General features: G+C 57.4%; 22 protein-coding genes and 1 tRNA gene. 18 read left to right on the forward strand and 5 right to left on the reverse strand.

Annotation, left to right across the window (positions count from 1 at the left end; translation table 11 throughout):
* Positions 1-66 precede the first annotated feature (66 nt).
* Positions 67-324 carry an HP1242/YdcH family protein gene (locus tag AC0V6N_RS06025; RefSeq protein WP_486170684.1) on the forward strand — a complete coding sequence of 86 codons (258 nt, stop codon included), beginning with the start codon at positions 67-69 and terminating at the stop codon, positions 322-324.
* Between the two features lie 88 nt (positions 325-412).
* Here AC0V6N_RS06025 and AC0V6N_RS06030 read toward each other — a convergent pair whose 3' ends face one another.
* On the reverse strand, positions 413-811 hold the full coding sequence (locus AC0V6N_RS06030; protein WP_486170685.1) for a hypothetical protein: 399 nt from the start codon (positions 809-811) through the stop codon (positions 413-415).
* A 19-nt stretch (positions 812-830) separates the two neighbouring features.
* The gene (gene mutL, locus AC0V6N_RS06035; protein WP_486170686.1) at positions 831-2,666 is read right to left on the reverse strand and encodes a DNA mismatch repair endonuclease MutL; all 1,836 of its coding nucleotides are present in this window, start codon (positions 2,664-2,666) and stop codon (positions 831-833) included.
* 204 nt (positions 2,667-2,870) lie between these two features.
* Here mutL and AC0V6N_RS06040 point away from each other — a divergent pair, with 204 nt between their 5' ends.
* The 5 genes from AC0V6N_RS06040 (at position 2,871) to rodA (ending at position 8,684) form a co-directional block, all read left to right on the forward strand.
* Positions 2,871-3,914 carry a rod shape-determining protein gene (locus tag AC0V6N_RS06040; RefSeq protein ID WP_486170687.1) on the forward strand — a complete coding sequence of 348 codons (1,044 nt, stop codon included), beginning with the start codon at positions 2,871-2,873 and terminating at the stop codon, positions 3,912-3,914.
* 63 nt (positions 3,915-3,977) lie between these two features.
* Positions 3,978-4,898 carry a rod shape-determining protein MreC gene (locus tag AC0V6N_RS06045; protein WP_486170688.1) on the forward strand — a complete coding sequence of 307 codons (921 nt, stop codon included), beginning with the start codon at positions 3,978-3,980 and terminating at the stop codon, positions 4,896-4,898.
* Positions 4,895-5,455, forward strand: coding sequence for a rod shape-determining protein MreD (locus tag AC0V6N_RS06050; protein ID WP_486170689.1), 561 nt, complete (start codon positions 4,895-4,897; stop codon positions 5,453-5,455). Before AC0V6N_RS06045 ends, AC0V6N_RS06050 begins: the two co-directional genes overlap by 4 nt.
* Positions 5,452-7,587 carry a penicillin-binding protein 2 gene (gene mrdA / locus AC0V6N_RS06055; RefSeq protein ID WP_486170690.1) on the forward strand — a complete coding sequence of 712 codons (2,136 nt, stop codon included), beginning with the start codon at positions 5,452-5,454 and terminating at the stop codon, positions 7,585-7,587. The genes AC0V6N_RS06050 and mrdA overlap by 4 nt, the downstream gene beginning before the upstream one ends.
* The gene (rodA, locus tag AC0V6N_RS06060) at positions 7,587-8,684 is read left to right on the forward strand and encodes a rod shape-determining protein RodA (RefSeq protein WP_486172433.1); all 1,098 of its coding nucleotides are present in this window, start codon (positions 7,587-7,589) and stop codon (positions 8,682-8,684) included. Before mrdA ends, rodA begins: the two co-directional genes overlap by 1 nt.
* A gap of 43 nt (positions 8,685-8,727) precedes the next feature.
* On the opposite strand, the gene AC0V6N_RS06065 is transcribed toward rodA, so the two are convergent.
* Entirely contained in the window at positions 8,728-9,438 is a 711-nt protein-coding gene (locus tag AC0V6N_RS06065; protein ID WP_486170691.1) for a helix-turn-helix transcriptional regulator, read from the reverse strand.
* Between the two features lie 218 nt (positions 9,439-9,656).
* Between AC0V6N_RS06065 and AC0V6N_RS06070 the strand changes: the two genes are divergently transcribed.
* The 6 genes from AC0V6N_RS06070 (at position 9,657) to AC0V6N_RS06095 (ending at position 13,077) form a co-directional block, all read left to right on the forward strand.
* Positions 9,657-9,995, forward strand: coding sequence for a hypothetical protein (locus AC0V6N_RS06070; RefSeq protein ID WP_486170692.1), 339 nt, complete (start codon positions 9,657-9,659; stop codon positions 9,993-9,995).
* 123 nt (positions 9,996-10,118) lie between these two features.
* A tRNA-Lys gene (locus tag AC0V6N_RS06075) sits at positions 10,119-10,194 on the forward strand.
* Positions 10,195-10,252: 58 nt separating this feature from the next.
* Positions 10,253-11,500 (forward strand): 3,4-dihydroxy-2-butanone-4-phosphate synthase, encoded by a 1,248-nt coding sequence (gene ribB / locus AC0V6N_RS06080; RefSeq protein WP_486170693.1) that lies wholly within the window; start codon positions 10,253-10,255, stop codon positions 11,498-11,500.
* Between the two features lie 6 nt (positions 11,501-11,506).
* Positions 11,507-11,929, forward strand: a complete 423-nt coding sequence (gene ribH, locus AC0V6N_RS06085; protein ID WP_486170694.1) for a 6,7-dimethyl-8-ribityllumazine synthase — start codon at positions 11,507-11,509, stop codon at positions 11,927-11,929.
* A 126-nt stretch (positions 11,930-12,055) separates the two neighbouring features.
* Complete coding sequence (locus AC0V6N_RS06090; RefSeq protein ID WP_486170695.1) at positions 12,056-12,283, forward strand: hypothetical protein; 228 nt, start codon at positions 12,056-12,058, stop codon at positions 12,281-12,283.
* A 215-nt stretch (positions 12,284-12,498) separates the two neighbouring features.
* Complete coding sequence (locus tag AC0V6N_RS06095) at positions 12,499-13,077, forward strand: winged helix DNA-binding protein (protein ID WP_486170696.1); 579 nt, start codon at positions 12,499-12,501, stop codon at positions 13,075-13,077.
* A 117-nt stretch (positions 13,078-13,194) separates the two neighbouring features.
* On the opposite strand, the gene eno is transcribed toward AC0V6N_RS06095, so the two are convergent.
* Complete coding sequence (gene eno / locus AC0V6N_RS06100; protein ID WP_486170697.1) at positions 13,195-14,484, reverse strand: phosphopyruvate hydratase; 1,290 nt, start codon at positions 14,482-14,484, stop codon at positions 13,195-13,197.
* Between the two features lie 194 nt (positions 14,485-14,678).
* On the opposite strand from eno, the gene AC0V6N_RS06105 reads away from it, so the two are divergent.
* The 6 genes from AC0V6N_RS06105 (at position 14,679) to AC0V6N_RS06130 (ending at position 17,545) form a co-directional block, all read left to right on the forward strand.
* Positions 14,679-15,314, forward strand: coding sequence for a hypothetical protein (locus tag AC0V6N_RS06105; RefSeq protein WP_486170698.1), 636 nt, complete (start codon positions 14,679-14,681; stop codon positions 15,312-15,314).
* Between the two features lie 28 nt (positions 15,315-15,342).
* A complete protein-coding gene (locus AC0V6N_RS06110) occupies positions 15,343-15,771 on the forward strand; it encodes a phage holin family protein (protein ID WP_486170699.1) in 429 nt (142 codons plus the stop codon).
* Positions 15,768-16,160, forward strand: a complete 393-nt coding sequence (locus AC0V6N_RS06115; RefSeq protein ID WP_486170700.1) for a hypothetical protein — start codon at positions 15,768-15,770, stop codon at positions 16,158-16,160. Before AC0V6N_RS06110 ends, AC0V6N_RS06115 begins: the two co-directional genes overlap by 4 nt.
* The gene (locus AC0V6N_RS06120; RefSeq protein ID WP_486170701.1) at positions 16,150-16,725 is read left to right on the forward strand and encodes a hypothetical protein; all 576 of its coding nucleotides are present in this window, start codon (positions 16,150-16,152) and stop codon (positions 16,723-16,725) included. The genes AC0V6N_RS06115 and AC0V6N_RS06120 overlap by 11 nt, the downstream gene beginning before the upstream one ends.
* A 76-nt stretch (positions 16,726-16,801) precedes the next feature.
* A complete protein-coding gene (locus AC0V6N_RS06125; RefSeq protein ID WP_486170702.1) occupies positions 16,802-17,032 on the forward strand; it encodes a DUF4170 domain-containing protein in 231 nt (76 codons plus the stop codon).
* A gap of 27 nt (positions 17,033-17,059) precedes the next feature.
* Positions 17,060-17,545 carry a GNAT family N-acetyltransferase gene (locus AC0V6N_RS06130; protein WP_486170703.1) on the forward strand — a complete coding sequence of 162 codons (486 nt, stop codon included), beginning with the start codon at positions 17,060-17,062 and terminating at the stop codon, positions 17,543-17,545.
* A gap of 24 nt (positions 17,546-17,569) precedes the next feature.
* On the opposite strand, the gene greA is transcribed toward AC0V6N_RS06130, so the two are convergent.
* Positions 17,570-18,046, reverse strand: a complete 477-nt coding sequence (greA, locus tag AC0V6N_RS06135; RefSeq protein ID WP_486170704.1) for a transcription elongation factor GreA — start codon at positions 18,044-18,046, stop codon at positions 17,570-17,572.
* Between the last annotated feature and the right edge of the window lie 83 nt (positions 18,047-18,129).

Genomic DNA, 18,129 nt, shown 5'->3' on the forward strand with positions numbered 1-18,129 from the left:
GGACACCTAGTGTGTCGGCGATATCGTCTTTGCATCAACCAAGCGCTGATGAAGGAACGATAGAACATGTCGCAGCACACACCCAACGAGCTCACAAAGATTTTCGCCCGTGATCGCGAAGTGATGACGCGCCTTAAACAAGACAACGCGCACTATGGTCGGCTCGCTGACGAGTACCATGAGGTCAATCGGGAAGTGCATCGGATTGAGGTCGAAACTGAAGCGGCGAGCGATGAACGCTTCGATGCCCTCAAACGCAAACGGCTTGCACTGCTCGACGAGATTACGGCAATAATTCGCGATGCTAGGAGCCCAGCGGCTTAGACGTTAGAAACGGCGATGCGGCTCACCGTCGCCCGCCCGACTCTTCGACATTCCTAATTACTATGCTGGGTGATCGTGCAATTCATGCCTAACCTGGCAAAGCGGGCAACTCGCATTCTGGGGTGTTCAGGCGCTCAAAGCGCATTTGCGCATAAACATGCGGCGATGTGGCTCGATTGATTGAAACCAATAGCGTCGGGCCATCGCATTTGCCGCGGCGTTGCTGCAGCGCCTCGCATTCATAGTGGAGCACGACCGGGCGGCGCGTGCCGTTTGGATCCGACTTCTCGTTCGCTTGGCATCCCGCGAGCATGTCCACGAAAGTTGCAACTGAGACCGGGCTGCTGTCGAGGTCAAACGCGCTGAACTGCATCTCTCGCAACGTTGCCTTGTTCTCGGCGGTGATCGCATTGGCTGCATCTTCTACTAGATCGCCAGTGCCCGCATTCACCGTCGCAAACGCTATCAAGAGTGCAATTCTCATCATCGCGCCGGCACGCCCTTAATCAATGTCGACCAAACAGTTTCTCGACATCTTCCATATCGAGCTTCACCCATGTGGGCCGACCGTGATTGCATTGGCCTGAACGCGGGGTGGCCTCCATTTCGCGAAGCAGCGCGTTCATTTCAGCAACGGACAGCACTCGACCCGCCCTCACCGATCCGTGGCAAGCCATTGTAGCAAGGACATATTCCAGCTTTTCAGAAAGCAGCAGCGCCCCGCTATCGGCATTCTTGCCATGTTTGGCGATGTCATCGGCGAGATCGCGTAGCAATTTGCCCGTATCCGCCTTTGCGATGGCAGAGGGAACCGCGCGTACAAGCATCGCGCCGGGTCCGAAACGCTCAACGCTCAGACCAAACCGTGCAAGTCCTTCGGCAGCGTCCTCGAGCCGGTCGCAGTCCGCCTCATCCATCTCGACCACGTCAGGCACTAGCAGTGCTTGCGAACGGGTGACCGCTTCTTCTGCCCCTGCCCTTTTAAGGCGCTCCAGCACCAATCGCTCGTGTGCGGCGTGTTGATCGACAAGGATCAAGCCATCCTTGCTCTCCGCCACAATGTAGGTGTTCGCGACCTGCCCCCGTGCGATGCCCAGCGGGTAATCCTGCGCTTCTTCGGGAACAGGCGCGGCTTCTTCCGCACGTCCCTGTGGCAGCGCCGCATCGTCGCGCGCATTCCAATCCGCTCGAGCCTCGGCAACGCGGGCTTGCGGTTCGGTCCAATCGCGGCCTTCGAAGATCGAGCGCGTGGTATCATGCGGCTCTGGCCGAGTTGGTTCTGCCACCCACCGCTCCATCGCGGCGCGATCAGGCCCCTGCGCACTGCGGCGATCACCTGTGGCGAGCGCTTGGCGAAGGCCTGAAACGATAAAGCTGCGGACATGGCTTGCGTCACGGAAACGCACTTCAGTTTTGGCCGGGTGGACGTTCACATCGACATCCTGCGGCGGCAGATCAAGAAATAGCGCAAGCACCGCATGACGATCACGCGCGAGCATATCGGAATAGGCGCCCCGCACCGCTCCAGTCAGCAGCTTGTCCTTCACCGGGCGGCCATTCACGAACAGATATTGATGATCAGCGACGCCGCGATTGTAGGTCGGCAGACCCGCGAGACCGGTCAACCGCATCACGCCGTGCGGCGTTTCCCGCTCCAACTCGATCTCAACCGCATTGTCTTTCAGCTCGCGCGCAACGATTTGTGAGACACGCGTGGCGAGTTCTTCATCAACTTGGGTAGAAAGCGCCTTGCGCGATTTGCCTTCGGAACCGTTCTCCAACGTGAAAGCAATATCAGGCCGCGCCATTGCAAGACGGCGTACAATGTCGAGGCAAGCGATGTATTCACTGCGCGGCGTGCGCAGGAATTTGCGGCGCGCGGGCACTTTGGCGAAAATCTGTTCAACCCGAACGCGCGTGCCGACCGGAAGCGCAGCAGGCCCCTCCTCCACCACTTCCCCGTGATCAACCACGCGTCGCCATCCATCATTTGCACCTGCGACCCGGCTTTCAATCGTCAAGCGCGCGACGCTGGCGATGGACGGCAACGCCTCTCCGCGAAAGCCAAGCGTTGTCACCATCTCAATTGCTTCATCGGGCAGCTTGGAAGTTGCGTGGCGTTCCAAAGCCAGCGCCATGTCATCCGCGCTCATCCCGCAGCCATCATCGGTCACTTCAAGCCGGGTCAGCCCGCCATCAGTCAAAACCACAGCGATTCGCTTGGCACCTGCATCAACCGCGTTCTCAACCAGCTCCTTGAGCGCAGCAGCGGGCCTTTCGACCACTTCACCAGCGGCAATACGGTTCACAAGAGTGCTAGGAAGGCGGCGAATTTGGGGCATTTGTCGCATCCTAGACCTCACACGCCGCAAATTCGAGGGCCACGGGGGAAAATCCCTAGACAACTCAACAAAAAATTTAGCCTTTTTGACAAGCTTTCGCTAGGCGACATGGGTCTCGTCAATTTTGGGATCAATTGCGGGCATCCTGAGCGCTTCGTTCAGGCACCCCCGCTCATATTGGTCCAAATACGGAAAAACGATAAAATGAGCTTTTTTGCCAATCTGTTCAAATTCGGGTCACAGAACATGGCCATCGACTTGGGCACCGCGAACACGCTGGTCTATGTCCAGGATCAAGGCATCATTCTAAACGAACCTTCAGTGGTCGCGATTGAGACGATCAACGGGATCAAGCGTGTCAAAGCCGTGGGTGATGATGCGAAGATGATGATGGGCAAGACGCCTGACACCATCGAAGCCATTCGTCCTTTGCGTGACGGCGTTATCGCCGACATCGAAATCGCAGAGGAAATGATCAAGCACTTCATTCGCAAAGTGCATGGCCGCAAAAACATGTTCCGCTATCCTGAGATCGTGATCTGTGTGCCGTCGGGCTCAACATCGGTTGAAAAGCGCGCGATCCGCGATGCAGCCTCGAACGCTGGCGCATCAGAAGTGCATTTGATCCTTGAACCAATGGCGGCCGCAATCGGTGCAGATATGCCGGTGACAGAGCCTGTGGGTTCTATGGTGGTCGATATTGGCGGCGGCACCACGGAAGTTGCAGTCCTTTCGCTTCGCGGATTGGCCTATACGACTTCAGTGCGTACCGGCGGGGACAAGATGGACGAAGCCATCGTTTCGTATGTTCGTCGACATCACAACCTGTTGATCGGCGATTCCACTGCGGAGCGGATCAAGAAGGATTACGGCATCGCTGTCGTTCCTGAAGACGGTGTTGGTGAGACAATCACTCTCAAAGGCCGCGACCTTGTGAACGGCGTGCCAAAAGAAATCACAATCAACCAAGCGCATGTGGCGGAAGCGTTGTCTGAACCAATCGGCGCCATCGTTGAAGGCGTTCGCATTGCGCTGGAAAACACCGCCCCTGAATTGGCCGCTGACATTGTCGACCAAGGCATCGTGCTGACCGGCGGCGGCGCTTTGATCCGCCGTTTGGATGAGCATCTTCGCGAAGAAACCGGCCTGCCTGTCTCCATCGCCGAAGACCCCCTCACCTGCGTTGCCATTGGCACTGGCCGGGCGATGGAAGATCCAATTTACCGCGGCGTCTTGATGACTGCCTGATTGAGCAACCATTTCCACGCGGAGATGCGCTGGAGCATAGAAACAAGGGAATAGTGAAAGGTCATGGCGCAGCCATCCTCGCGTCGAACAGGCTTTTCGAAAAAGCAGCGATATTCGGTTTTTACCGGATACCTGCTTGCGACCCTTGGAGCGGTGTTGGGGCTGGCATTGCTTGCCCTTTCGCTGTGGCAGCCAGCGGCACTTCAACCCATTCGCGGAACTGCTAATGATGTGAGCGCGACCGTGGGCGAAGCGCCTGCGACCGTGCGCGCTGGCGGGAACAATGTCTGGGACACGATCACCGGCTATTGGAATGCGGGCAGCCAGAATGCAGCTTTACGCGATGAGGTTGAGGTCGCCCGTATCCGCTTGACAGAAGCCGAAGCCGTGGAAGCCGAGAACCGCCGACTTAAAGCGCTAATCGGATTGGCCGAAGAAGACGTCGCGCCCATAGCCTATTCGCGGTTGGTCGGGTCGAGCGCATCCTCGGCGCGACGCTTCGCCTATCTTGGCGTCGGCACGAGCGATGGCGTTGAAATCGGCATGCCGGTTCACTCCGAGCGCGGAGTGATCGGGCGCATCCTTGAAACATCGCGCGCATCATCGCGTGTGCTGCTGCTGACTGACAGTGAAAGTGTGCTGCCTGTGCGCCGCGCATCGGATCAAACGGTCGCCTTTGCCGAGGGGCGCGGCGATGGCTTTCTGCGCATCCGCCTGATCAATCTGGGCCTCAACCCACTGGAAATTGGCGATGTCTTCGTGACCTCAGGCGCGGGAGGCTATTACCGCCCCGGTGTTGCGGTTGCCGTGCTCAGCGAAGTTACATCGGATGGCGGCATTGCAAGGCTTATCGCAGAGCCTTCTGCAACCAATTACGTCGTGGTCGAGCCGGTGCACGAAACGCTGGCCGTGGAAGCATCCGGTGTGCGTGAGCGCGATGAGCTGACCGATGAAGAACTCGCCGATCAGGAGCTGGGTGATTGAGGGACAGGCTCGCCCCACCCTCTCAACGCCGCGCCTATGGCCGCGGGGGGATCAACCTTGTCCAATCGCCGTGGCGCGCAAATTCGGTTCCCTACATTGCGATCCTCATCGGCTCGCTGATCCCGTTCTGGTTTCTGGCTGACGTATCGCCCTTAATCCCGCCACTCGGCTTTATGATTTTTCTGGGATGGAGGCTGATGCGTCCCGGCTTTCTGCCACTATGGGCAGGCGTGCCATTGGGTGCATTTGATGATCTTTTCAGCGGTCAGCCCCTTGGCAGCGCAATTCTGCTATGGTCGCTGACGATGATTGTGCTTGAGATCATTGAAACACGCTTTCCATGGCGCGGATTTTGGCAAGACTGGTTCACCGCCGGTCTAACCCTGCTGCTCTATATCCTCACCGCCATGCTTGTGTCCGGCGCGAAAATCACCCCTCATCTCATCATCGCGACAATCCCGCAGATTGTGGTCGCTATTCTGCTTTACCCTCTGATCGCGAGGTTCATTGCGTGGCTGGATAAGTTCCGGCTCTATCGCACGCGGAGGATCGCATGAAGCGGTTCTTCAAACTGAACACCGGCGCAAAAAAGCGCGGGCCAATCGTCAACGCCTCAACATTGCGCAACACATTCAATCGCCGCGCGGTAGTGATTGGCACGATGCAATATGGCATCGGTGTGCTGCTGGCTGGGCGCATGGGCTATCTCGCGATTGCCGAGAATGAGAAATACCGGCTCGAATCCGAAAGCAACCGGGTGAACCTCACGCTGATCCCGCCGCGTCGTGGCTGGATATTGGACCGCAATGGCGCGCCGCTTGCCTCTAACAGGGCCGATTTTCGCGTGGATGTGATCCCAGAGCGGTTGAATGATCCCGATGCGATGATCGATCAGATCGGTGAATTGCTGTCGTTGGAGCCGACGCGCATTTCCGACCTCAAAACCAAGATCGCCGATGCGCGCGGCTTTGCCCCGGTCGAGGTGGCAAGCGGGCTTGGCTATGAAGAGTTCGCAGCGCTCAGCGTTCGGCTTCCGGATATGCAGGGCGTGGTTCCGCAGCGTGGTTTTTCTCGCTTTTATCCCACCGCTTCCTCTGTCGGCCACCTCATCGGCTATGTCGGCCCCGCCAATGCTGAAGAGTATGAGCAGGACCGCAACCCCATCCTGATCACGCCTGGTCACAAGATCGGCAAAGACGGTCTGGAGAAGCAATTCGAACAAGACTTGCGCGGTGTTCCCGGTGCGCGCCGTGTCGAAGTGACCGCTGGCGGTCGGATTGTGCGCGACCTTGAAACGCGTGACGATATTCAGGGCGACCCCGTTCAGCTGACCATTGATGGTCCGTTGCAGGACTATGCCGCGCGCCGCATCGGGTTGGAAAGCGGCTCTGTCGTCGTGATGGACTGCCAGACGGGTGACCTGCTTTGCATGGCGTCGATGCCCAGCTTTGATCCCAATAGCTTTTCTGACGGTATCGGCAGTGTTGAATATGCGATGCTGCGCGACGATCAGCGTGTACCGCTGCGCAATAAAGTGCTCAAAGGTCTCTACCCGCCCGGCTCAACCGTTAAGCCGATGCATTGCATGTCGTTCCTCAAGTCCGGAATCGACCCGAATGAGACAATTGTGTGCGGGGGCGGGCGGCGCATCGGCAACCGCTTCTTTAATTGCCACTCCAATCACGGCGTGGTGAATATGAACAAGGCTATCGCGCAGAGCTGCGATAGCTATTTCTACCACTTCGCTCAGCAAGTCGGCTTCGACAGTGTCGCCAATTTTGCGAAGGAATTGGGGCTGGGTCAGGAATTCCCCCTGCCCGTCACCAGTCAATTCTATGGCACCGTTCCAACGCCCGACTGGAAATTCAACAAATTTGGCCGCGAGTGGCAAAGCTTTGACACGGTCAACGCCTCCATCGGTCAGGGCTATTACCTCACCAGCCCGCTGCAATTGGCCGTGATGAGCGCGCGTCTGGCGACCGGCAAAGCGCTCTTTCCGCGATTGGTGATGGGTGATGAGACCACTGCAGCAACAGACTACAATTTCGGCTCCAACGAAATGGAGTATATCAATCAGGCGATGAGCGATGTCGTGAACGGTGCGGGCACAGCGCGGCGCGCGCGGCTGCCGTTTGATGACATTCAGATCGCTGGCAAGACCGGAACGGCACAGGTCGTATCGCTAAGCGTCTCCGATGGCCGCAGCGGACCGTGGAAGTATCGCGACCACGGCCTGTTCACCTTCTTCGCCCCGTTCGACAATCCGCGCTATGCAGGCGCAGTTGTGATCGAGCATGGCGGCGGTTCGGGCTCCGCCTATCCGATTGCGCGCGATGTCATGACGTTCATGTTCGATCCGCAAAAGGGACTTGAAGCGCTTCAAGCGCTGGAGCGGCAATGGGGCGGCACCGCGCAGGAACGGCTTGAGCGGCGCTATATAGCCTATGCCGCAGAGCAAGGGACGACGGTTACGCCCCCTCCCCGCCGCGACGAAGACATCTTCGACCAAGTCGAAGCCGAAGCCCGCGTCGCTGCTGAAGAAACGCAAGAAATCGGCGAAAGCTTTGTGCAACCGCGCGGTGACATCAACAGTGCTTCATTGCCAGAAAGCCCGCCTCCTGACGACTTGCAAGCCAGTGGATTGCAAGCAAGTAGCCTGCCGACCGACGGATTGCAGGGGGGCGAATGATGTACGCCACCACTCGCAGCGGCATTATTCCTGATCCGATCGCGCGTCAGCCATGGGGCATGTTGATCCCCCTATTCCTGCTAGTCCTGTTCGGTGCCGCGGTACTGTATTCAGCAGCAGGCGGTTCGATGACGCCCTATGCATCCTCGCACCTTATTCGTTTTGGCGCATGCTTGGTCATCGCATCGGTGATTGCCTCGCTCCCGCGCGAATTTGTGCGCTTTATGGTCTACCCAGCATATATTGTCGTGCTGCTGCTGCTGGTCGGAGTGGAGATTTTGGGAGCCTTGCGTGGGGGAAGCCAGCGCTGGCTCGACCTTGGCTTCATGGTTTTGCAGCCATCTGAATTGATGAAGCCGGTGATCGTTGTGACACTTGCACACTACTTTTCCTCACTACCAGTCGGCATGATCACAAGCTGGCGTGCAGTCATCATTCCGGCAGTTCTAATCGGAATGCCCGTTGGCCTCGTGCTGCTTCAACCTGATCTTGGTACATCGCTGGCGATTGTCTTTGGCGGTGGGATTGTGATGCTGCTCGCCGGACTGCCGCTCAAATGGTTCATTGGCGCAGGCGTGGCAGGCGCTGCCGCTGCGCCATTGCTCTTCTTCTTCGCGTTGCAAGAATACCAGCAGCGGCGGATCATGACGATGTTTGACCCGGAAGCAGATGCATTGGGAGCGGGCTACCACATCGCCCAATCCAAGATCGCGATTGGTTCTGGCGGGATCTTTGGCAAGGGGTTCAACAACGGATCACAAAGCCACCTGCAATATCTGCCCGAGCCGCACACCGACTTTGCCTTCGCAACGATGGCAGAGGAATGGGGCCTGGTCGGGGGGCTATTCGTACTCGCAGTATTCAGCGTGATCCTGCAATGGGGTCTGACGGTGGCGCGCAAAAGCCAAGATCGCTTTGCAAGCTTGCTGGCCGCCGGGATGGCAGCAACCATATTCTTCTACATCGCGGTCAATCTGTTGATGGTGATGGGCATGGCACCGGTGGTGGGTATCCCCCTGCCCTTTATGAGCCATGGCGGGTCTTCGATGCTGACCAATATGATCTGTATTGGCGCATTGATGATGGTGAACAGTTGAAATCGTAAAGCCCCGCGCGGTGGGCTGTCGCACTAGTCGCGACTTATACGCGCACGAGGCCCATGCGCAGCGCCTTCACGACTGCACCAACTCGATCTGATACGTCTAATTTGGAGTATATCCGCTTCGAATAGGTCTTCACCGTGTCGGGTGACAAATCGAGGATTGTTGCAATCGCACCGGTAGACTTTCCGCGCGCCGTCCACGTCAACACCTCGATCTCGCGCTCTGACAAAGCGGGCACTTGCGCGGCCTGATCCAGCAGCACACAAATTCGCTGATGACCTGCCTGCGCCACGCTGCGGACGATGCCCAGAGCTTCTGGCTCGACCTCAAGAATGGGTTTGCCAAAATCAAAGCCTGAATAGGCATCGCGCCCATGGGGTCCGAATAATGGTATCCCAGCGCCATGGATCAATCCGTACTCACGCATTGCGGCAAAGTATTCTTCATTCTCCGGCGTGTTGGGACCAGCTTCCATTGCCTCTGCCCAAGTCAGCATCGAACCATGCTGCATAACCCGGATCGGAATAGGGTCATTGGCCCGGAAATCCGCTTTATCATAAAGCGCCAGCCACTCCTCGCTGAATCCAGACGCGTAAACTGCGGTCGTCAGTGATACGGGCTCATCGAACAGGGGCGTAACGTGGTAAGACATGCGCACAGCCCCCTGCTGAGTGAACGCGTCGCGCGCGTAACTCAGTACCTGGCTGATGTCGCTCAGCGCCTCGATCTGATCGAAATACCGCTGCATGATACAAGTTTATACCAGAAGTCCCCCTAATGGGCGACTTTCCGTAAACGTAAGCCATCTCCATATATGCACAGGCCCATTGAGGCCAAGCGTTCGGGTCGCAGCTGCGAATAATGTGGCTACTTGTTGAGCGTTAAAGTCCTGGCGGCGGTGATGCGCCCCCCAATTGCAGCATTTGTCGCCAGGCACCGTTTTTTGTTCGTTGTGAAGGTTCCGCCATGCTTCGCGTTAGGGAAGTCATTTCAGCTATTTACCGTCGCTGGGTTCAGCGCGAGGGCGACACTATGCCACCGCTTGAAGGCGATCTGGTTTCGATGACACAGTTGGCCTCCGCACTGCTTTCACGCCAGCTCATTGGCGAGACGACCACCATCCGCCAGCTCCACACGATTTGTGATATGGAGCAACAGCAAGCGCTCGCCGTTCTGGCTCAGATGCGCATGGCTGAGATTGTATCGATTGATCAAAATGTCAGTGACGAATTCGAATCGCGTGTGATTTTGAGCGATGATGCATCACTGCGACTATCGAAAGAGGGTGAGCGCGACGCTGCGTGAAACCCGCAGAAACCCGCGCAAGACCTTTTCATCTCAATAAGGCGCGCTATATGCAGCGCCTCGCGTGATTCGGGACGTGCAGTTCACCCTCCCCGGATATGGCGCGATCACGACATCGTGAACGGACGCATAGCTCAGTTGGTAGAGCAGCTGACTCTTAATCAGCGGGTCCTAGGTTCGAACCCTAGTGCGTCCACCATCACATCGAAATATGGCGCAGGCCTTGCAATCACATTTCAATGTGATATCAAGGCGAGATGGACACATCAATCATCACACGCGTCCGCGATCTCATTGATGGCGGTGAAATGACCAAAGCCGGGCTCGCCCGCGCTGCCGGTCTTCATGCCAACACTTTGCGCGATGCGACCGAGGGGGACTGGAACCCTACGGCAGACACGCTCGCAAAGCTTGCGTCCTTTCTCGACGCTAATGATGATCGCCCGGTTCTGGTCGGGATTGAAGAGATTATCGACGAAGCACGCAATGGCCGGATGTATATCCTTGTCGATGATGAAGACCGCGAGAATGAGGGCGACCTCATCATCCCGGCGCAAATGGCGACGCCTGCTGCGATCAACTTTATGGCGACCCATGGCCGCGGGTTGATCTGTCTTGCCTTGGACAAGGCGCGTGTTGACGCTCTTGGTCTTGAGCCGATGAGCCGCAACAACAAGGAAAGCATGCAGACCGCCTTCACAATCTCGATTGAGGCAAAAGAAGGCGTCACCACCGGGATCTCCGCCGCAGACCGTGCGCGCACCGTCTCTGTCGCAATTGACGCGACCAAGGGTGCGGACGACATTGTGACACCCGGCCATGTCTTCCCGCTCACTGCCCGCAATGGTGGTACGTTGGTGCGCGCAGGTCATACAGAGGCTGCCGTAGATATCTCACGGCTCGCTGGTCTCAACCCGTCAGGTGTGATTTGCGAAATCATGAACGAAGACGGCACGATGGCTCGGCTGGATGATCTTGTTACTTTCGCGCGCAAGCATGACCTGAAAATCGGCACAATCCGCGATCTTATCGCCTATCGCATGCGCAATGATCACCTGGTCGAGCGCTTGGGTGAACGCAGTTTTGAAAGCGATTATGGTGGCCAATGGCGGCTCATCACCTATCGCAACCGCGTCTCCGACGGCGAAGCCTATGTACTGCAAAAAGGTCATGTGGTTCCCGGCGAACCCACCCTCGCCCGCGTCCATCCAATCTCGGTCTTTGATGATGTTCTGGGTCAGCCCGGCCCGCGCAAACGCACATTGCAGCGCGCCATGAGCGCAATTGGTGAGCACGGCTCTGGCGTCATCGTGATCCTGACAAACCGCATCGGCGGCGATGCGTGGAGCGAGGACGAGCAGATCCGCAATATCGGGATTGGCTCACAGATCCTTGCCGATCTTGGCGTTCATGACATGGTGCTCTTGTCGAATTCGCGCCCTGACCTAGTCGCGCTCGAAGGCTATGGCATCACCATCACCGACCACAAACCCATTCCGGAGTAAGCATTCATGGCCAAGTTTCTCATCGTCGAAGCGCGCTTCTACGAGCAATTCAACGACATGCTTATCTCTGGCGCGCGCGCTGCGCTGGAGGAGGCTGGACACGAGGTCGAAATTCTGACCGTCCCCGGCGCGCTGGAAGTGCCGGGCGCCATCGCTTTGGCCGCAGAGAGCGGTGACTACGATGGCTTCGTGGCGATCGGCGTGGTGATACGGGGTGAAACCTATCACTTTGAAATTGTCGCGGGTGAAAGCGCGCGGGCTATCATGGCGCTGACGATGGATGGCATTGCAATAGGCAACGGCATTCTGACTGTCGAGAATGAGGACCAAGCTCTGGTCCGCGCCGATCCTGCCCAAAAGGATAAGGGCGGCGAAGCGGCAAAGGCAGCTCTGGCTATGCTCGATCTTGCTCGAAGGTTTGATCGCTAAGTCACGAAACATCCCGACTAAGTAGTTTCCCGGATGAAGTTCTTCATAAGCCGCATTATCACGTGGTGATGCGGGGCACGGCAAAATGAAAAACGGATTCGGGTCGCACCGAATGGGATAAAAATCGTGACAGAAGTAGAGATTGCTGAGCGCTTAGAGCTCCAGGAATGCGAGCATCAATTGGCGCAGGTGCTGCGGCGGCTTGACCAGGTTGGAGCTGGCGTGGCGGCCATCCATGTCAACGCGGCGATTGAGCAATTAAGGTCCAATCAAGCAAGCCTTGGGTCCGAATTACACGATCCGGTTGAGTGTGATGCTGAGGCGTTTCACCCGGCGCGTTCCTCCATGCACTAACGTGATATAAAGCGCTTCTATTCAGAGGTTTGGTCCAATTTGGAGCAATTCTAGGTGCTTTATCTTAATGGGCAGCATGGTGCATTTACCTTAGCAAATTGATCGGGGAGCCACCTGATCGAGAGGTCGGCCGTTCTGGCATCGCTCCCCCAAGCGGAGGCTGCCATGGCACGTCCTGACTTCAGTATTGCAGCCCATCTTTGCAGGGCACGCCCATGAACCATATGAAAAATGAGCGGATGTTGGCTGAAATCGCTTTGGGAGTTGCGGACACGTCTGGCGGCGCGCAAGAACAAGAGACAAGCCTTGCGATGCTCGCCGACCAATTGCTCGAAATCGCCAAAGAGCTCCGCCGCGGTGAACCGGCGCATGATACGAGCACCAAAAGGTCGGTACAAACAATCCATCTTGCACCTGAGCCAGCACAGCCCGCCCCCCCCATTCACACAGGTGGTCGCAGCAAACTGAGCCAGGCTCGCGCAGCTTACGCCAATCGTCGATCCCGCACGGCGATTTTTGGCAAAGAGGAGCTTTTCGGAGAACCGGCATGGGACATTTTGCTCGATCTTTACATCGCTCATGTTGAGAAGAAATCTGTGTCGGTTTCAAGCGCGTGTATCGGATCAGCTTCGCCGCCTACGACCGGCCTGCGGTGGCTTGGTGTTTTGGCAGAGAACGACCTGATTCTGCGCGAACATGACCCGGAAGATCAACGCCGCGTCCTAGTGCGCCTCACCGAAAGCGGTGTCGCGGCAATGGAAGAGTATTTTGCAAGAGCTAGCGATAGCGCCTGACACGTCTTTACACCTGACGTGACTTGCGCATCTGGCGGTGCCTGAGCCTTCCCCCTCTGACCCCTTAATTCTGGGAAGGCTCAGGCGCTCCATTTCATAGTAAGCGAACCGAATAACTCACCGCGACAAAGCGCCAAAGCAGCCGCGCCCTGCATAGACAGCGCTGTCGCCCAATTCTTCCTCGATGCGGATGAGCTGGTTGTATTTCGCCAGTCTGTCCGAACGTGCAAGCGAGCCTGTCTTGATCTGCCCACAATTGGTCGCAACCGCGAGGTCCGCGATTGTCGCGTCTTCGGTTTCGCCTGAGCGGTGGCTCATAACCGAAGTGAAGCTTGCGCGTGTGGCCATGTCGACTGCGGTTAGAGTCTCCGTCAGCGTGCCGATCTGATTGACCTTTACCAGCAGAGAATTGGCGAGTTTCTGCTCGATCCCCATGGCAAGACGCTCAGGATTGGTCACAAACAGATCGTCACCCACCAACTGAACCCGGTCGCCAATCGCAGCAGTGACAGCCGCCCAGCCCTCAAAATCATCCTCGCTCATACCGTCTTCGATGGAGAGGATCGGATAATCGTCGCACAATTTGGCAAGGTAATCGGCCATGGCCGGACGATCGAGGCTCAATCCTTCGCCCGATATCTCGTACTTGCCATCGCGGTAAAATTCGGTTGCGGCGCAATCGAGTGCCAACACAATGTCATCGCCAGGCTTGAAACCTGCTTGCTCGACCGACGCCATAATGAAATCGAGCGCCGCGCGAGTGCTGGCAAGGTCAGGGGCAAAGCCGCCCTCATCGCCAACGCTGGTGGCAAGACCCTTGTCAGACAAGCCTTTTTTGAGCGTGTGGAACACCTCGGAGCCCCAGCGCACGGCCTCGGCGATGCTGTCAGCACCGACCGGCATGATCATGAATTCCTGAATGTCGATCGGGTTATCGGCGTGCTCGCCGCCATTGATGATATTCATCATCGGCACCGGCAAAACATGCGCACCCACTCCGCCAAGATATGAGTAAAGCGGCAGGCCGCGGGCATTGGCGGCGGCTTTGGCGACCGCAAGGCTGGTTCCCAGAATGGCATTCGCGCCAAGACGCGCCTTGTTCGCTGTTCCATCAAGCGCGATCAGCGACAGGTCGATGTCACGCTGATCTTCGGCATCAAACGCACCGATCAGCAGGTCGCGAATATCCGAATTTACCGCTTCGACTGCCTTCAGGACGCCCTTGCCCTTGTAGCGATCCTTGTCCCCGTCGCGCAGTTCAACCGCTTCATGCGCGCCTGTTGACGCACCAGATGGCACTGCGGCCCGGCCAAAACTACCGTCGTCGAGCAGAACATCCACTTCAACGGTTGGGTTGCCTCGACTGTCGAGAATTTCGCGTCCATGGATGTCAATAATCGCGGTCATATTTGCCTCCGGGGAGAATGTGTACTATATAGGTAAGACACCGGGAGCATACCGTTTCCGGCTCCCCCGCCTCACGCTTTCTCGCGCACCCCTATGCGTCGGAACCCAGCGGCGCAAGCGGGGTTATTAGAAGCAATTCACCCAGCTGCGCTTTCTCACTGGAAATGCGCGCAAATCAAAGGCAAAGAGACCACATGGCTGACACGAAACCAACCAAACCGACAACGCGCAAGACCCCTGCGAAAAAGGCACCCGCGAAGAAGGCTGCTCCGCGCAAATCCACTGCTGCTGCGAAAACACCAGCGAAGCCGCGGGCGAAAACTCCGGCCAAGACAGCTGCGACCGCTTCAAAAGGCACTGCTGTCGAGGCGAAGAGCCGCTTCAATGCAGCCCTCGAAGAAGCAAAAGCAGGTGCGGCAGCGCTGCGCACAGAGGCAACTGCCCGCGCTGATGAATACCGTGAACAGGCCAAGAGCCGAGGAGACGATGTAATGAGTGACGTCAAAGAATATAGCGGAAAGGCGCGCGCGCGTGCTGGTGAATTGGCAACAGATGGCAAAGCCGCTGCTAGTGATGCGATTTCATCGCTCGGCAAAGTCGTTGGTGACACTGCAGAACAGATCGACGATCGCTTTGGTGAGCAATATGGCGACTATGCCCGCTCTGCATCACGCACCCTTGCGGAAACTTCTGCGAAGCTAGAGGCGAAAAGCGTTGAGGAATTGGGCGATGATGCGCGGGAAATGGTGCGCAAAAGCCCGGCTGTTGCGGTTGGCATCGCCGCTGTCGCAGGCTTCCTGATCGCCCGCCTTTTCCGCGGATCGCGTTAAGCTGCGACGCGGCTGTCAGGGGGACTGAATGGACAATGCGAGCGGGCAAGACGGCGCGGATGACAATGGTCACTCCGCGTCTCAGGCCCTCCCCCCTGATGCTGAAGCTGTTGACGAATCGCTACGAGAAGAGCTGGCGGCTTTAATCGACAATGGGCGTAACTACGCCGAGGCTGAACTTGCCTTTCAAAAAACGCGCGCGGCGCTTGCTGGCAAATCCATTGGAGTTGCCCTCGTCTGCGCGATTGTCGCGTTGATCCTGCTCAACATCGCATTTTTGGCGCTCGCGGTGGGTTTGGTTATCGCGCTTGAGCCTCTGGTCACAATTTGGGGCGCAATCGCGATCGTGGTCGGCGTGCTGTTGCTGTTGGTCGCTTGGCTGGCCTGGATCGCGCTGAAAAACGGCAAAAAACTGAGCTACATGTTTGCGTCACCCGATGAAGAGAGTGATGCATGAGCGATCTTGACGCACGGTTTGAAGAAGACCGCAGGCTTCGCGATTCTGCGCGGGCGGTTCTGATGGACGATATTGAGCACGCGCGGGCGAACTTCTCTCCCAAAGGCGTGGCCGATCGGACAGTTGGCCGAGTGGGCGACGGTGCCAAAGACGTGTATGAAGTGGCCAAGTTTCACGCGGACGACAAACGCGGCATCATTGCAGTCGTGATCGGTATTTTGCTGCTCTGGCTGGGCCGCGGACCGATTATGGAAGCGCTTGGTTTAATTGAAGAAGCTGTTGAAGAGGCGCTCGATACCGAGTTACCAGCAGAAGAAGACGAATTTGAGGACGGCGCCACCCCCGAAACCGCGCCGGAGCCTCCCCTTGGAGATGAAGATGAGCACTGAAGACACCAAACGCGATGAATTGCGCGCCAAGATTGAGGCGGGCGAACGCCGAATGGCAGAGCGCACCTTTGCCGAAGCGGCACAAGAGGCAGCTACCGCCGCGACAGACTATGCGAAGAAAAACCCGCTAACCGTCCTTGGTGGAGCAGTGGCGGTGGGCCTGGTGCTTGGCCTGATGTCGAAACCGGGACGTCGCGTAGCACACGATGCCGCAACGACCGCCGCTGGAGCGGTAAGTGAAACGGTTGGCGGTGCGGCTTCTAGCGCTTCGAAAAAGGTGGGATCTGCGGTGAAAACGCGCGGTTCTGCGTTTGGCGCTCTGATCGCCGACGCGGTCGTGGCCTATGCCATGAAACTGATCGACGAAGCGCTCGATGGCGCACGCAATGGTCAGGACAAGGCCGAAGACATGGCCGACAGCGCCACAGCAAAGGCACGCGAACTGCGGCGTGAGGCTGGCTATGCTGCGGGAAAGGTGGCGGATAAAGGGCGCGCAGCAACTCAGCGCACCCGCCGCCGGGCAACCCGCGCGGTGCGTGATCTGACAGAGCGGGTTAGCAAATAGCGCTAAGCTTGCCAGATCGACGCAGATCGCTAAAGCGCGCGGCACGTGCAAACCATCTCCCCAAGGGAACATGAAAATGGAAGAAACCACCCCATCCCAGAAACTCCACCTTGTGATGGGTGGGCGCGTAACCGATCCGCGTGGGCATGAATTTGCGGACCCGGAAAGCATTCACGTTGTGGGTGTTTACAGCGATTATGAAGCAGCCTGTGATGCATGGCGTGGTCAAGCACAACGCACCGTTGACGATGCTGAGATGAAATATGTTGTGGTGCACATCCACAAATTGCTGACCCCGGACGCGTAATTGCTCGCCTCCCAAAGGGGAGCCGAAATGCCCTATACAATCCGAGAATTTGAGGCAGGCGACGCCGACGCGCTTGCCAAATTGACTTTGGCTGCGATCAGATCGGTTGGCGCTGCGCGATACTCAGCGCCGCAAGTAGATGCCTGGGCCGCGCGCCATCCGGGACCAGAGAGGTTTTTGCAACGCGCCAATGCCGGGCACCGCATATTCGTCGCCTGTGATGCCAAAAACCGAGCGTGCGCCTATGCATTGTTGGAGCCGGACGGGCATCTCGACATGCTCTATTGCCACCCCGACCACACGCGGCAAGGTCTGGCAGACGAGCTTTTAGCTCACGCCGAAAAACACGCGCGATCCGCCGGAGTAAGCAGGCTATACACCGAGGCAAGCGAACTTGCGCGCCCCGCATTTGAACGCGCCGGATATGCTGTGCAGCATCGCCGAGACTTCGAAATCGAAGGGCCGGACGGGGCGTGGTTTCGATCCACAATTACGCGATGGAAAAGCCCCTGAAATAAGGGACTCAACGCTCACACCTCAGACAAATTCGATCTTTTCGACGAGGTAGAATTTGTCGCCCGAAGGAACCGTGACTTCGATCTCTTCTTCGACTTGTTTGCCAATCATCGCGCGAGCCATGGGTGAGGAATAGGAGATGCGTCCCTTGGAAGCATCCGCCTCAGTCTGGCCAACGATTTGGTACTTGATCGGTTTGTCATCTTCATCGAGCAAAGTAACAGTCGCGCCAAAGATGATCTTGTCGCCAGACAGCGTGCTTGGATCAATGATCTGCGCTCGGCTGACTTTATCTTCCAAATCAGAGATTTGCGCCTCAACCTGGCCCTGCCGCTCTTTTGCAGCGTGGTATTCAGCGTTTTCCGACAGATCCCCATGCGCGCGAGCTTCCTCGATCGCATCGACAATAACCGGACGTTCCTCGCGCAGTGCTTTCAGGTCGGCCATAATCAGCTCGTAACCCTCTGCCAGCATTGGAACTTTTTCCATCGTTGCCATCCCTTGAACTTTCTCTTTTCAAAGCCGCTTTCCTGCCCCCAGTTGGAAAATTTCGACGGTCGCCGCCCTGTGAAGGAGCAGCC

This window comes from Erythrobacter sp. S57(2025) (assembly GCF_057365055.1).